The following is a 15275-nucleotide window of genomic DNA, read 5'->3' on the forward strand; positions in this document are numbered from 1 at the left end:
CCTACAAGAAGTAAGATCACCTCCAAGACTATCTTAGTGGATTTGTGCAGCGATATCTTGGTCAGTTTGTTCAACGATATCAGCGACTTTGATCAATTGAGCGTTGATGTCTTCCAACAATTGAGCGAATTGTTTGATTTTTGGAGACAATTCGTTGAATTGTGCTTCAAAGCTATCAAATGCAGATCCATCCCAGTTTGCGTCGATGACTTGTTGTTCATGAGTCAAAGTGTTAAGGATTTGATCGATTTCTTGAGAACCTTGTGCATAGCGTTGTGCTGATTGACGTAGTTCTTCTGGAGTTAATTTAATTTGAGCCATATGTTTCTCCTTTTGGGCTGATACCCTTATATTTTTTCCATAAACAATACATTTTAGTACGAATTAGTAAAATGCCAGATAACTGTATATTTTACCTTTTGCTCCCTTTTTGTATTATTTACTTAAAAATATCTTAATGAAATATTGCCAGAATGTCAAGTTTAGAGAGCTAACTGATAAAACATTGTAACTTTGTTACGATTGTGTAACATTTTGTCACAAACCTGTAATATATTTTCTGAATTCCTTGCCCCAGTAGTCTCCAACTAGTATTATTTCCGGAAAGAAAAGAAGACACTCTGTCCTTTTATATTAACTCAACACATAGATAAAAAATGTTGATTTTAGGTGTTTTTAAAAGCAAATTTTGAAGATTTTTGTATATTTTTTCATTTTTAAAACTTTTATGGTATAATGAAACCTGTTCAAAACTTGTTTCATACAAGATCGAACACCATTAACCTATAAGGAGTATATATGAAAAAATTTCTACTTGCCTCTGTCTGTCTGCTAGCTCTTACCGCTTGTAGCCAAGGCCAACAAGGTAAAGGAACTACTGCCGCTTCTTCCAAGCAAGAGGCCACTCAAACCAAAAAGGAGCAAGTCCAAACCAAGACCTTTGTTAGTGACCTCGGCGATCACCACCAAAACAAAATTCAAATTGGCTACAAGAATGAGGAAATTGTCTCTTTTACTTTCCTTAGTTTTGAACCCATTTCCTCAGATTTGCAAGACATGGATCTTCCTGAATTAAAGGAAATCTACCAAGAAGAATTAGAACATAGCGATATCTATAAAACCTTAAATGGTAAGCCTGGACTTAGCTTCCGCATTCAAATTTCAAAAGATAAACAATCCTATGCTAAAGTCTTACAGGCTGACTTCTCAAAAATCAAGAAAGATGAGTTTGCTACCATCTACGGAGATCAAGGGGAGGAAGAAAGAGCCGAGTTCAAGAAATACCTCAATGGCAAACCTCAAGATCTCTTTACCTATTTCAAAGATCAAGGTCTCAAAGAAGAAAAATAAAAAGAGCTTCCTGAGTTTCATCACCACACTGGTGAGGGCTCAGAAAGCTTTTTCTTATTTGTTCAAGATTGAAAGAGTTTCAAGGAGATTGTCCGCATGAACTTCGATGGTATCTCCTGTCGCTTTGATTTTCACTTCAACGATGCCTTCAGCTGCTTTCTTACCAACTGTTACGCGGATTGGAAGTCCAATCAAATCACTATCGCTGAATTTGACACCAGCGCGTTCATTTCGGTCATCCACCAAGACTTCGTAGCCTTTATTCACCAAGGCTTCTTCGATCCGATCGGTCAAAGCAAGGCTTGCTTCATCCTTAACATTGACTGGAATCAAATGCACATCAAATGGCGCCAATTCTTTAGGGAAGTTAATTCCCCAAGCGTAACGGTACTCCCCTTTTGGAGTCTTATTGACAAAGAGGCGTGCATGTTGCTCCATAACGGCTGAAAGAAGACGGCTGACACCGATTCCGTAGCAGCCCATGATGATTGGAACTGCACGACCGTTTTCGTCTAAGACATCTGCTCCCATGCTAGCGGAGTAGCGTGTACCGAGTTTGAAAATGTGACCGATTTCGATCCCACGTGCAAAGTTCAAGATCCCTTTCCCATCTGGTGAGATTTCGCCTTCACGAACTTCACGGATATCGACGTATTCTGCAGTAAAGTCACGTCCTGGGTTGACACCAGTCAAGTGGTAGCCTGTTTCATTGGCACCGACTACTGCATTGCGGCTGTCTTGGACCTTGCGGTCTGCGATAATCTTAACATTTTCAGGAAGATCTACTGGACCGAGAGAGCCAAAATCAGCTCCTAATAATTCTTTCACTTCCACTTCGGTTGCAGGTTCAAAGAAGTCTGCGCCGAGGTGGTTTTTCAACTTCACTTCATTGAGCTGATCATTACCTACGAGAAGGGCTACAACAGGCTCACCATCTGCAATGTAAACCAAAGTCTTGATAGTAGCTTCTTCTGGAACATCCAAGAATGCAGCTACTTCATCAATCGATTTGACACCTGGTGTTTCCACGCGTTTCACTTCTTCTTCCGCTACGACACGGTTACTTGGCTTGTATTCGTTAGTAGCCATCTCCAAGTTGGCAGCATAGGTTGATTCACTTGAATAGGCAATGGTATCTTCACCAGAGACCATCCATTTGAGCAATTCTGCTTTGATTTCTTCTTGGACTTCTGCTGGGATCTCATCAAAGGAAGCCACCGATTTGTCTAAAACAACCCAACGGTCCAAGTCTGTACGAGCAGGCGTCACAGCCATAAACTCTTGGCTATCTTTTCCGCCCATAGCACCACCATCACCGATGATGGCTTTGTAGTCGATACCACTGCGGGTGAAGATTCGCTCATAAGCTGCCTTGTACTCATCATAAGTGACATCCAAGCTATCGTAGTTGGCATGGAAGCTATAACCGTCTTTCATGATGAACTCACGGGTCCGAAGAAGACCGTTCCGTGGGCGTTTTTCATCGCGGTATTTTGGTTGAATTTGGTAGAGATTCAACGGCAATTGTTTGTAAGATTTTACGGAGTCGCGCACAATAGCGGTAAAGGTTTCTTCGTGAGTTGGACCTAAGATAAAGTCAGAGCCTTCACGGTTTTTCAACTTATAGAGGTCTTCCCCGTAAGTTTCGTAACGACCAGATTCACGCCAGAGATCCGCACTCAAAAGGGCTGGAGCTAGCATTTCTACTGCTCCAATTTTTTCGAATTCTTGGCGCATAATGCCTTTTGCTTTTTCAATCACTCGATTAGCTAATGGCAGATAAGAATAGACACCAGCTGATACTTGGCGAACATAACCTGCACGCAACATCAAAGCATGGCTAATGACTTGAGCATCGCTTGGCATTTCGCGAAGCGTTGGAATCAACATTTTACTTTGTTTCATGGACAATATCCTTTTCTATTTCAAAAATAATTTCATAATATCATTCCAGGTGACAGCAATCATCAAAATAACCATTACAGCTACACCTGCAAGCGTCATATAGGTTTCTACTTCCTGTTTCAGTGGCTTTCTCCGGACGACCTCGATCAAATTGATCAAGATTTTTCCTCCATCCAAAGCCGGAATCGGGATTAGATTGAAGATGCCAATATTAATAGAGAGCATGGCCATAAGAGATAACACTGCCGGAATCCCTAATTGAGCAGCTTGTGAGCTGGCATTGTAGATGGCAACCGGACCACCCAGTTTATTGAGACTAAAGTGGAAAATAATATCTTTCAAAGCTCCCAAAATCCGTGTCGCTGTATTCCAGGTATCTGTAAAACCAGACAAGAGTTTATCTACAAATCCTGTCTTGAGGCCGTTTGTCACACCCAGATAGTAACGATCCCCTGACTTGGTTGGCTTCACTTTGACTTCTTTTTCTTGACCGTCTGTCTTGACTTTCAGGGTCAATTCAGGAGTCGTCTTGCTGTCCTTGGTTGCCTTCTCGACAGCATCTGTCAGTTCATCCCAGTTGCTAACGGTATCGTTGTTGACTTGAAGGATCTGAACAGTGCTTTTGACACCGACCTTAGCAAGCGCCCCATCGGGTGCCACCTGAACATTGTTGCTGTAGTAGTCAATCGCACCACCGCGCATAAAGGCTAAAAGTGAGTAGACGACAATACTGAGGATAAAGTTGTTCATAGGACCCGCAAAGTTGGTGATTAATCGTCCCCAAATGCTGGCATTCTGATACTGAACATCTCTCGGTGCAATCCGCACTTCTGTCCCATCTTCTTCAACGATAGTCGCATCATGATCAACACTATAGGTCTTGGTCTCATCGAGAACCAAGCCCGTAATTTCCAGTTTGTCTTCAAAGTCAAACTGGGTAACATTCATGGGAAGGGCTGTCTGATCCAGATTCTTTCCAGAAAGATTGATCCGGACGACCTTACCAGCTTCATTTACTGTCAAGCTGACAGGCGTTCCGGTTTTAATCTCAGCTGTATCCTCACCCCAGCCAGCCATACGAACATAGCCACCTAAAGGTAGAATGCGAATGGTATAAGCTGTTCCATCTTGACCAATATGGGCAAAGATCTTGGGTCCCATCCCGATCGAGAATTCTCGCACTAGGATGCCCGATTTTTTTGCAAAATAGAAATGACCAAACTCGTGAACGAGAACGATCACTCCAAAAATAACTATAAAGGCAATAAACTGCATCGTTCTATACGTGGTTTCCTTTCTATCTCTTCTGTCTTAGAACAAGCCCAAGAAATGCATCAAGGGAAAGACAAAAATCAAACTATCAAAGCGGTCTAGAACACCGCCATGTCCTGGAATAAATTTCCCAGAATCCTTGACACCGAAGTGGCGTTTAATCGCACTCTCTACCAGATCTCCAAACTGACCTGCAATACTAAAGAGGATGGTAAAGAAGATCATAGCAAGAAAACCATGTCCACCTGCCACAGAGCGATCCACGATCATATAGATCACAGTTACCGCAACTGCAGACAAGATTCCCCCAAGACTGCCTTCAATCGTTTTATTAGGAGAAACCGCAGGCATGAGCTTGCGTTTCCCAAACCGGCTTCCTACCAGATAAGCACCTGAATCTGTAGCCCAGACAATAAAGAGGGCTAACAAAACCTTATCAATACCAGCGATTCGCGCATCTACTAAGGAATGAAAACCAAGTCCAACATAAAAGCTAGACGCAATGGGATAGACCACATCTTCATAATTGTAATTCTGAGCAAGAACAGTTGTTCCCATGAGAGTCAAGACAACCAAACCATAAGCAATCATATTGCCATCTGCTGGAAGGTAAGGGAGGTAGTCCTCGATCGGCAAAGTCAGGACGAAGGCCGCTAACATGGCCAGCGCTCCTTCAAAGGTCGCTGTCTCAAGCCCCTTCATCTTGAGCAATTCATGAACCCCTAGCATGGCGATCAAGCCAATCACAATCTGGAAGAACACCCCTCCAACCATTACTGTTGGAATGAAAAAGAGCAGGGCAATTCCTCCAAAAATCACACGTTTTTGTAAATCTTTCGTCATCATCTTCTCCTAAACACCGCCAAATCTCCGATGGCGATGGCTATATTCTACTATGGCACTTCGTAGTGCTTCCTCTCCAAAATCTGGCCACATCACATCTGTGAAATACAACTCACTGTATGCCGCTTGCCAAGGGAGGAAATTACTCAAACGGATCTCTCCGCTGGTGCGGATAATCAAATCCGGGTCCCTTAGGACACGTGGCAAACTCTCGGTATAGAGAGAATCTGCGATCATCTCTTCTGTGATATCTTCTGGGCTAAACTTCGCATCCAAGACTTCTTTGGCGATCTGCTTCACGGCCTGGGTGATCTCAGCACGTCCACCATAATTGAGCGCGAAATTCAGGATCAAGCCTGTATTGAGATGGGTCATCGCTTCTGCTCTTTCCAAAGCCTCCAGCGTTTCTTTTGGTAATTTCTTGGTATCACCGATCATTTGAATCTTGACATTATTGCGATGCAATTCAGGGACAAAGCGATCATAAAACTCGACCGGCAAGTGCATGATGAACTTGACTTCATCTTCAGGGCGTGTCCAGTTTTCGGTCGAAAAGGCATAGACAGTCAGGACCTGAACCCCCATATTTTTTGCTGCAATCGTCACTTCTTGGAGAGCTTCCATCCCTGCCTTATGACCGAAGACGCGCGGTTGCATCCGCTTTTTCGCCCATCGACCATTGCCATCCATAATGATCCCAATGTGTTTCGGGACTTCTAAAGGGATCTCGATTTTTTCTTTTTTCTTAAAACGAAACATGTTTTTCTACCTATTTCAATATTTATCGCTTCATTATACCATAAATCCCCATAAAATAGGGACTCTGGCCTCTTTTTTGAACCAGCAGGACTTTCCTTCATCACATCGTCCTATTTGCCCACCAAAAAAGAGGCCTTTGCCTCTTCTTTGATGATTATTCTTCGATGGCTGAATCGGCATCTGAGCTAGCGCTTTCTGTAGCAGTAGCTGAGATTCCTTCTGATACAGGAAGAACTGTTTTGATCGCTCCCAATTCAAAGGTCAGGTAGACACCATCAACATCCAAGACAACGGTCTTGCGATCTGTATCGACTTCATCGATGGTTCCGTACAAGCCACCAATCGTGATGACTTCATTTCCTTTTTGAAGTTTATTCAAACTTTCCATCCGTTTTTGATACTGTTTCTTTTGGCTACGGCTCATGAAGTACATCAAACCGACCATAAGAACGAGCATAATTAGCAAACTTCCGCCTTGCATATGTTTCTCCTTTAATTTTCATATATGCTATACTATATCAAATTTCGCCCGTCTTTTCAAGTTTTCCCATCCTCTTCAAGTAAAATCAGACTCCAGTCTCAGAGAAGAGGCAAGTTTTGATGAAAAAGAAAAAAACCACGAAAAGTGGGCTACTGACTAGTCAATCGTAATGCCATACTTTTCATGATTCTCATCATACCAATCAATCAAGGCCAAAGCCGTTTGATAGGTAATATTTTTGATTTTACTCGTTCCCTTCGTCAAAGTCGCTAGGCTCATTTTGCTGATGTTTGTTTCAGTTGCGACACGATAGCTCGTCAAGCGACCGTCAACCATCAGTTGAACAACGGCTTCCACTTTTCTGTATTCGGGAGTTGAGTAGATATCAATTGTATTGCTCATCTTACTTCCATTCCTCAAATTTTATTCTTGTATAGATTATATACTTATTTTCTTTATTTATTAATAATTTTGCTCAAATTGGATTAATTTCACTAATTATTGATGTTTTTTTGCCCCAAATAGGAGGATTTTGGCCTTATACGGCGAATAATTTCCCCCAGGTGGGAAGAAAAAATAAAGACTGCTATATGATAGCAGTCTCTATTTTTCACAAACTAATTCGCCTTAATCTGCTTGTTTATCAGCGTTTTCTTCCTTCTTTGTGTCTTTTTCTCTGATCACAAGGACACCATCTTCCATGTCTGCTTCGAGATGTTTGGCATCCAAGTTATCCAAGTGGAAGTCTGTGACTTTGTCACGGATTTGTTGTTCAACTACCCGACGGAGTGGACGAACACCCATCACTTCATCATAACCTTCTTCAGTCATGTATTCTTTAGCTGCATCGCTCACTGCCAAGTCGATTTCTTTCTTAGAAAGGGTCTTATTGACATCTACCAACATCAAATCAACAATCTTAGAAAGATCTTCCTTGCTCAAGTGTGAGAATTCAATGACAGCGTTGAAACGGTTCAAGAATTCTGGACGGAAGTAAGGTTTCAAACGATCCATGAGTTCTGGTTTATCCGCATCTTCTGTCAAGTTGGCTTCGTAACCAAAGCCAGCGTTTGAAGTGGCGATAATCACAGTGTTCTTGAAGTTGACCGTATTCCCTTGACCATCTGTCAAACGACCATCGTCCAAAACTTGGAGGAGAAGGGTGATCACTTGAGGATCCGCCTTTTCAATTTCGTCAAGAAGGACGATTGAGTAAGGGTTACGACGAACACGTTCTGTCAAAGTATTGCTATTGTCATCATAACCAACATAACCAGCTGTTGTACCAATCAATTTAGAAACGGCTGTACGGTCGCTGTATTCTGACATGTCCAAACGGATGATGGCATCTTTGGTTCCGAACATATCAAGAGCCAATTGTTTAGCCAATTCCGTCTTACCGACACCAGTCGGACCTACAAAGAGGAAGCTACCGATTGGACGGTTCCCTTCGTCAAATCCTGCACGGTTCCGACGGATAGCACGCGCTACTGCTTCAACGGCTTTATCTTGACCGATAACCTTAGTTTGCAAACGGTGACCCATATCTTTCAAACGTTCGATATCAGTTGCACCCATTTGAGACACTGGAATACCAGTCATCCGTTCTACAGATTCAGCCACATCATTGATTGTTGCTGTTACTTTATGGTCTTCCGTATGGTTTTCAATTTTCTTTTCAAGTTCTTCGATACGAACTTTTGCTTTCAAAGCTGCTTCGTAATCTTCTTTAGCTGCAGCTTCTTCTTGTTTGGTTTTTTCTTCTTCAATTTCATGTTCCACAGCATGGACATCTGTTACTGGATGTTGGGCTGCCAAGTGAGCAGCTGTCACATCGACCAAGTCAATGGCCTTATCAGGCAAGCTACGTTGTGGAATGTATTGGATCGAATAATCAACTGCTGCTTTCAAAACTTCATCTGGCAAGATGACATTGTGGTGTTTTTCATAAAGATCACGGATCCCTTGGAGGATCTTGAAAGTATCTTCGGCTGATGGAGCATTGACTTTCACTTCGTTGAAACGACGAGCAAGAGCCGCATTCTTCAAGATGGTGTTACGGTATTCATCTTGAGTAGTTGCCCCAATGACTGTCAATTCCCCACGTGAAAGAGCAGGTTTGATGATATCCGCAAGACCTTTAGATCCTTGACCATCACCTGTGCTGCCTGCACCAAGGATTTGATGGATTTCATCAAAGAAGAGAATGACATTTCCCATAGCCTTGACTTCTTGGATCAGATTTTGAATATTTTCTTCAAAGCTACCACGGTATTGCGTACCAGCTTCTAGACCAGAAATATCAATCGAGATGATTTCTTTGTTTTTGATAGCCGCTGGAACATCCCCGTTCACAATAGCTTGTGCCAAACCTTCTACAACTGCTGTTTTACCAACACCGGCATCCCCTACAAGGACAGGGTTGTTCTTGGTACGACGAGACAAGATTTCAGCAGTTTCTTGAATTTCTTTATTACGTCCGATGACCGGATCCAATTTTCCTTCACGAGCTTCTTCGGTCAAGTTACGACCAAGTTTTGCAAGGATCCCATCTTGTTTCATTCCTTTACCTTGATGGTGTTGCACTTGCTCACTTCCTTCATTTGGAAGTTGACCAGTTTGGCGGTAAATAGCGAATTCTTCTGGTGTCACTTCACGACCGTTGATCATGTAGCGACGGCTTTCAGAACGAAAACCACCCATGTTTCCCATTAGTTGATTGAAAAGATCATCCATATTGTTAAAGTTGTTGTTCATAGTTGTTACCTCGTTTTACATAATTTTAATTCATTCTTGAAAATTAGCAGACCAATTGGCTGCTGTTTGGTTTTTTACATAATTTTAATTCATTGATTTAATAATAGCCCTACAGGCTAACAGTTTCTATTTTCCCTTTTATCAATTAGTTGTCTTAATTCTGGAAATAGCATATTACCATCTCCTTTCCACTATTGATCTTGTAAACTCTTGAGATTTTCCAACCTCTTTTTGTTTACATAAATTATTATAACGCAGACTGATTTCTTTGTCAACACTTTTTTACATAATTTTTTAAAATTCATAAAAAAATCTGGATGTCATTCCAGATTCCACATTTTATAGAAGTTCTTGGCTAGATAGATTTAAATTCCCCAGCTTTTTCTTGAATAGCCGTCTGTACATTTTTAGCAAATTGCCCCACCATGGATTGGTCCAGTTGCTTTCCGACTACTTGGACGTCTTCTTCAGCTACTGTTGCAATCGCAGTCAATTCATCATTGAAGCGTTTCTCGACTCCTGCCTTACAGGTCAATAAAATGGGGGCATAGACAACCCGTATTAATTCTTTTTCAAGTTTCTTTCTGCTTTCGATGATCCTCATCTTATCTTTCATATCTAAATCAAAGAAATCTTTGACAGGACTATCACCCATACTTCCTCCTCTTCTATACTATGAAACTTTATCTTGTGCAATTTCCTCTTCCAACTGGCATCTCTCTTTACGGTAGGATTGCCATAAATTCTCTTCTTCAGTGTCGATCTGTTTTATGGCTACTTGCGCTGCATCTCTAGCTTCGAGATCATACTCTTCTATACAGCGATGGAGGGACTCCCATGCACAACTGACATCAACCTCCTGCTTTTGTAAAAAGGAAGCTGCCATCGCATACTCTTCTTCCAGCATCTGGGTGAAGAGCTGCTGTTTTCTTTCTACTAAGCAACGCTTTTCATCTAGCTCCAAGCGCGCTTTTTGAAATTCTCTTTCCAAGTGATCTAGTTGCTTTTCCCTTTTCGAAGGAGTAGATGACATTAATAAGCTAGTTGTTCCCATTGATTCATTTCTCCTGCAATTTCTTGATCTTTTGCTTTTAAGAGCTCAATTCCTGCATTCACTTGCTCGTTTAAAGCATGGAATTCATTCGATAAGGACTGATATGCAGCCAAACGATTGTCGAATCTTTCTCTTACTTCAGTGACAACTGTTTGCCTTGTCGCACCAGCCTGTGCATAGGCCTCTTCTACTTCCGCAAGATTGAGAATGAAGCCTTTCGGAACGGTCTGTAAGACTTTCTCCAAAGCTTCTAAATCCGCATCCAGTTGTGACTTAGATTTCTGAGCTTGCTCCAGCCCTTCATCCACTACTCGAATCAGCTCATCAGAAGCCAAGCGCGCCTGCAAAGCATCGAGATAGATTTGTTCACTTGAACTCAGTCCACCACCTGTTTTTTGTAATTTATCCTTTAGGCGATAGTAAACCTTCATCCGCTCTTCAATGATTTCCTTCCGAGTGATGGCTTCCGTTCCCTTTTCAAGAACCAAATTCCCATCCTTATCATAGATATAACCATGCATCATGTGTTGCAGGCCAATATTTTTCAAATTCTTCGTTTTGAGGTGCTTAACAATCCCACTGGCACCCTTGCTTCCAGAATCTGGATAGCCCAAACTAACCAAATCTTTATGGTCAATGTGGTTGTAGATCTTATACTTCAGCGCATCTATACGCGCTTTTTGCTCTGGTGTTAAGATGGAGTAGGCATTAGGACCATTGTATAGATGGACGGTCCCAATATGAGAAGCTTCCTCTTCCGTCAAACAGGCAAGAGCATACTGAATATTCATAGATCCCAGAGAGTGACCATATAGATCAATCTTGGCATTGGGGTATTTTCGGATCACCTCTTTCAAATGAGCTGCAGCATCTTTAAATTGCGGAGGTGGGAAAGTACCGTTTTCGTCATTGTATTTTTTTAAAAAAGCAGCTCCTATTAAAGTAGGAAATCTAACCTGTTCTTCGGCTGTCCTTTCTGCAAAAAATCCGACCATATCTGATGCTTTTTCCTGTACGAAATTGCTGACAGGATTGTCCATCGCTTTTTGTATGAACCTGCCAACGGGAGTGGCCTCCGGTGGAAGATTAACTGATGTAGGAATAATTGCATCTTCAAGAGCTTCTACAGCATTGTTAAAACCATCTTTAGCCTTATTTCGCGCATAATTCTTCGCATATTCTGTTGCATACTCGCTCGCACCACCAGGGTTCAAAATATTGGAAGCTGCCGGCAAATCTGTCTTTACCCAATCCGTAAACGTATCATGGAGTAATTTTTGTGTACTTATTTCAGTTTCAGATCCCTTCATCAAAACTGTCACGTCATGGATCTGGGCGCGCGCATCATCTGAAGCAGTATAGGGGACTGCTTTTTGTTTTTCACCTTGACCATTGTTAGTAAGAACGAAGACCTGCTCCTCATTGTCATTTACATTATCATAGATGTGAGCGGTATGGCCTATATAATATTTTCCATTTTCAATAGTTTGCTTTTTCCCAATTTCTGATGGAACATATTCTAATAAAGCCACCTCCTTATGTAGATAATCTGAATCTATTGAATTATTGTCCATAATTTTTCCCTTCTAAAAGTTCGTCCAACTCTGTAGGTGTACTGGATGCCGCAACATGATATAATCCTGATTCCTTTTCTATTACTACCATATCAACAATCAACTTATCATCATTATTAATAACAATCTCAATATTAATCCCTTCCATTGGATTATATTTCAATTTATCTTTTAAAATCCTATAAGTCTTTATTTTCCCATTTGGAGTCAGTGCTTCCGGGTCCAGGTTTTTTAGATATTCTTCAATCGCTACTTTCATCTTCTTACTCTCTGCGATTTGAATCATTTCTTGTTTCTTGGCAGATTGTCCATTAAAAAAGCTACAGCCTCCTAAGCTCAGGCTAAATACTACCATTATCAACACAATTAATTTACTTTTTTTCATCTTCTTCCCATTTCTTTCTCTAGTTTTCTTAAAATTTATTATACAAAATTCCATCAACGTCTGAAATGTTACTTTTGTTAAAAAATGTTGCTAAATCGTTACAAGCACTAGCTATTGATGTAACATACCAACTTTGATTCAGAAATGTTTCTATTTTCCTATATTAGGGGTATTTACCTGAATGAGTTTATTTCCCAGTCTTTTCTGCTTTACTTAACAGATCACTTAATTTTGCTGAAATACCATAACTACCTGCTTCGAACTGTCCTGAATCTTCCATTTGAACAGTCGTATCGATCGTTAACTTTTTATCGCCATTGATAACGAGAGATACATTCATGCCTCCCATTGGATTGTATTCCAATTCACCTTTTATCAGGGTATAGGAGTGAATGACTCCTTCTGAAGAGAAAGCTTTAGGATCGATACTGATTAACAAGTGTTTTATCGCTCGCTCCATTTTCGTGCTTTCTGCAATCTGAATCATTTCCCTTCTCTCAGCAGCTTTATCCGTAAAAAGACTGCAACCTCCTAGAAACAAAGTCAGTAAGAATAGTAGTACAAATCCTTGTTTTTTATCAGTCATATTTCCCTCTCACTTATATTATTCGTAATGATTTTTAAAAAATGACCCAATTTTTAAGAATTTTTTCCAGATTCTAAAAAACACACCCTTACTGGGTGTGTCTCCTGTTAAATCATATATTCGACGCTATAAGTGGCATCGGATAAAATCCGTGAAAGGAATTGTTTGGTTCGCTCTTCCTTTGGACTGTTGAAGAATTCATGCGGTTCATTTTCTTCGATGATGTGTCCGCCATCCATAAAGATAACGTGGTTGGCTACATCACGCGCAAAGCCCATCTCATGGGTTACGACAACCATGGTCACTCCTTCTTGGGCCAATTGCTTCATGACATCTAAGACGTCACCGACCAACTCTGGGTCTAACGCTGAAGTCGGTTCATCCAGCAAGATCACGTCTGGTTTCACTGCGATGGCACGCGCGATTCCGATTCGTTGCTGCTGGCCCCCTGACAATTGAGAAGGATAGTAATCCTTGTAAGCGAGGAGACCAACTTTTTCAAGGGCTGATTCTGCCCGTTGGATGGCTTCTTCTTTTGGAATCTTCCGAGCTACAACCAGTCCTTCTAGGATATTTTCAAGCGCTGTTTTATTGGCAAAGAGATTGTAATGCTGGAAGACAAAGGCTGTCTTTTGCCGGATTTCTAGAATCTCTTTTTTGCTGAGTTTTGAGAGGTCATATTCTTTTCCACCTAAGGTTAGGTGGCCTGTATCTGCCTTTTCCAAGTGGTTGAGGCAGCGAAGGAAGGTTGTTTTTCCTGATCCAGACGGCCCCAAAATAACGACGACATCCCCTTGGTTGACCTTGAGATTAACATCTACCAGGACCTGGTGGTCCTTAAATTTTTTCGATACGTGTTCTACTTCTAACATCTTCTTATTTCTCCTTCTTCTATGCGAGTGTCAGGCGTTTTTCTAAGCGATTGAATCCCCACTGAATCACCCCACAAATGACAATATAAAGAATAAAAATCACTAGATAGGATTCAAAATATTGATAGCCATAAGAGGCTTCGACCTTGGCAATGGCGGTGATATCCTTGATCGTCATGACAAAGACAAGGGAGGTTCCTTTGACCAAGTTGATAACCAAGTTACACAAATTGGGCAGGGCTGAACGCAAGGCTTGTGGAAAAACAATGCGGATATAGGCTTGGCGATTGGTCAAACCAATGGCTTGCGCTGCTTCTAGCTGGCCCTTATCCACCGTCAGAATGGCTGACCGGAGAATTTCAGCAAGACTCCCTGTTGTCATCAAGCTAAAGATGATAAAGGCATAGTAAATGGGATTGATCTCAAAGACATTAAAGTGACTACCAATACTCTTAAAAAAGCTATTTAAGAGGCTGGGAAAGAGACTATAAAAGAAGAGAATCAAGAGAATCGGAGGTGTCGCGCGGATAAAGGCTAAGTAAATCACTGAGAAACTGCGAACACCTTTGACCTTATAAATCTGACCGAGTGCCAAAAAGAGGGCTGGAAGAAAACTCAAGAGAATCGATACGACCATGATCAGAAGGGTCACTGGAACACCACCCAAGGTGGCTAGAAATGCTTTACTAATAAAATTGAAATCCATAAGCTACCTTTCTGTTACACTGAGTCGTTTCTCAAGGAGTTGAGCGGAGAAGGAGATCACAAGGGCAATTCCCCAGTAGATCACTGCTACAGCTGTATACGTTTCGAGGGAATAATTCCCAAGATTGCGGCTGATCAAGTTGTTGCCTGCTCCCATGATATCGATAAAGCCAATGGTATAAGCCAAAGCGGCATCGCGCATAAGGTTCAAGATGGCAGTCGTCATATTTGGAAGAGCTACGCGAAAGGCTTGGGGAAGGACAATCCGCCAAATGGTTTGAGCTGGCGTCAAGCCGATACTCAAGCCTGCTTCCATCTGTCCTTTTGGAATGGCCAAATAGGCTGCCTTGAAGACCTCAGAGATCATAGCGGCAAAGAGAAGAAACATGGCAACAAGGACAAAGACAAACTTGGACCAGTGGTCAATGTCAATGCCCAACCACCAGTTCAAAAATTGGGGGAGTCCATAAAAGACCAAAAAGAGCAAGACAATCGGAGGGGTACAACGCAAAGTAAAGACATAACCTTTTGCAAGACCTGCTCCTACCTTATCTTCTGATACTTGTGCCCAGGTCAAAACCAAGCCAAATGCAGAACCGAAAACCGTCGTTAAAACCATCAAAGCTAGGGTCGCTGGTAGAGCTTGGACCAAGGTTGGAAGAAATGACCAAACCTTGGAAATGTCGTATGAGACCATGTTTCTTTTCCTTTCTGTATCCGTATAGAAATAAG

17 protein-coding genes are annotated in these 15275 nt (G+C 41.6%); 1 reads left to right on the forward strand and 16 read right to left on the reverse strand.

The features are described from left to right. Positions 1-33 precede the first annotated feature (33 nt). The gene (locus H7T97_RS00280) at positions 34-321 is read right to left on the reverse strand and encodes a WXG100 family type VII secretion target (protein WP_031576577.1); all 288 of its coding nucleotides are present in this window, start codon (positions 319-321) and stop codon (positions 34-36) included. A 477-nt stretch (positions 322-798) separates the two neighbouring features. Between H7T97_RS00280 and H7T97_RS00285 the strand changes: the two genes are divergently transcribed. Further along, positions 799-1350 (forward strand): hypothetical protein, encoded by a 552-nt coding sequence (locus H7T97_RS00285; RefSeq protein ID WP_201088920.1) that lies wholly within the window; start codon positions 799-801, stop codon positions 1348-1350. A gap of 54 nt (positions 1351-1404) precedes the next feature. Here the strand turns inward: H7T97_RS00285 and H7T97_RS00290 are convergent, their stop codons facing one another. From H7T97_RS00290 to H7T97_RS00360, 15 genes are all read right to left on the reverse strand, one after another. Then, a complete protein-coding gene (locus H7T97_RS00290; RefSeq protein WP_049507582.1) occupies positions 1405-3255 on the reverse strand; it encodes a proline--tRNA ligase in 1851 nt (616 codons plus the stop codon). A 15-nt stretch (positions 3256-3270) separates the two neighbouring features. Next, positions 3271-4530 carry an RIP metalloprotease RseP gene (rseP, locus tag H7T97_RS00295; RefSeq protein ID WP_201088922.1) on the reverse strand — a complete coding sequence of 420 codons (1260 nt, stop codon included), beginning with the start codon at positions 4528-4530 and terminating at the stop codon, positions 3271-3273. 36 nt (positions 4531-4566) lie between these two features. Next, on the reverse strand, positions 4567-5370 hold the full coding sequence (locus tag H7T97_RS00300; RefSeq protein ID WP_201088924.1) for a phosphatidate cytidylyltransferase: 804 nt from the start codon (positions 5368-5370) through the stop codon (positions 4567-4569). A 9-nt stretch (positions 5371-5379) separates the two neighbouring features. Further along, the gene (locus H7T97_RS00305) at positions 5380-6129 is read right to left on the reverse strand and encodes an isoprenyl transferase (protein WP_201088926.1); all 750 of its coding nucleotides are present in this window, start codon (positions 6127-6129) and stop codon (positions 5380-5382) included. A gap of 154 nt (positions 6130-6283) precedes the next feature. Beyond that, positions 6284-6610, reverse strand: a complete 327-nt coding sequence (yajC, locus tag H7T97_RS00310; protein ID WP_201088928.1) for a preprotein translocase subunit YajC — start codon at positions 6608-6610, stop codon at positions 6284-6286. Between the two features lie 156 nt (positions 6611-6766). Beyond that, a complete protein-coding gene (locus H7T97_RS00315; RefSeq protein ID WP_003009969.1) occupies positions 6767-7012 on the reverse strand; it encodes a hypothetical protein in 246 nt (81 codons plus the stop codon). 225 nt (positions 7013-7237) lie between these two features. Beyond that, the gene (locus tag H7T97_RS00320; protein WP_021154368.1) at positions 7238-9367 is read right to left on the reverse strand and encodes an AAA family ATPase; all 2130 of its coding nucleotides are present in this window, start codon (positions 9365-9367) and stop codon (positions 7238-7240) included. 355 nt (positions 9368-9722) lie between these two features. Beyond that, positions 9723-10022 carry a hypothetical protein gene (locus H7T97_RS00325; RefSeq protein ID WP_201088930.1) on the reverse strand — a complete coding sequence of 100 codons (300 nt, stop codon included), beginning with the start codon at positions 10020-10022 and terminating at the stop codon, positions 9723-9725. 18 nt (positions 10023-10040) lie between these two features. Continuing rightward, positions 10041-10421, reverse strand: coding sequence for a type III secretion protein (locus H7T97_RS00330; RefSeq protein ID WP_070465190.1), 381 nt, complete (start codon positions 10419-10421; stop codon positions 10041-10043). Continuing rightward, complete coding sequence (locus H7T97_RS00335; protein WP_201088932.1) at positions 10400-11995, reverse strand: lipase family protein; 1596 nt, start codon at positions 11993-11995, stop codon at positions 10400-10402. Before H7T97_RS00335 ends, H7T97_RS00330 begins: the two co-directional genes overlap by 22 nt. Further along, complete coding sequence (locus H7T97_RS00340; RefSeq protein WP_201088934.1) at positions 11985-12380, reverse strand: DUF1310 family protein; 396 nt, start codon at positions 12378-12380, stop codon at positions 11985-11987. The genes H7T97_RS00335 and H7T97_RS00340 overlap by 11 nt, the downstream gene beginning before the upstream one ends. A gap of 187 nt (positions 12381-12567) precedes the next feature. Further along, positions 12568-12966 (reverse strand): DUF1310 family protein, encoded by a 399-nt coding sequence (locus H7T97_RS00345; protein WP_201088936.1) that lies wholly within the window; start codon positions 12964-12966, stop codon positions 12568-12570. Between the two features lie 107 nt (positions 12967-13073). After that, positions 13074-13838, reverse strand: a complete 765-nt coding sequence (locus tag H7T97_RS00350; RefSeq protein WP_003016067.1) for an amino acid ABC transporter ATP-binding protein — start codon at positions 13836-13838, stop codon at positions 13074-13076. A 19-nt stretch (positions 13839-13857) separates the two neighbouring features. Beyond that, complete coding sequence (locus H7T97_RS00355; protein ID WP_049491021.1) at positions 13858-14544, reverse strand: amino acid ABC transporter permease; 687 nt, start codon at positions 14542-14544, stop codon at positions 13858-13860. A gap of 3 nt (positions 14545-14547) precedes the next feature. Further along, on the reverse strand, positions 14548-15240 hold the full coding sequence (locus tag H7T97_RS00360; RefSeq protein ID WP_049491022.1) for an amino acid ABC transporter permease: 693 nt from the start codon (positions 15238-15240) through the stop codon (positions 14548-14550). Positions 15241-15275: the final 35 nt, after the last annotated feature.

The organism is Streptococcus parasanguinis, from assembly GCF_016648925.1.
In the GTDB taxonomy this organism is placed as follows: Bacteria; Bacillota; Bacilli; order Lactobacillales; family Streptococcaceae; genus Streptococcus.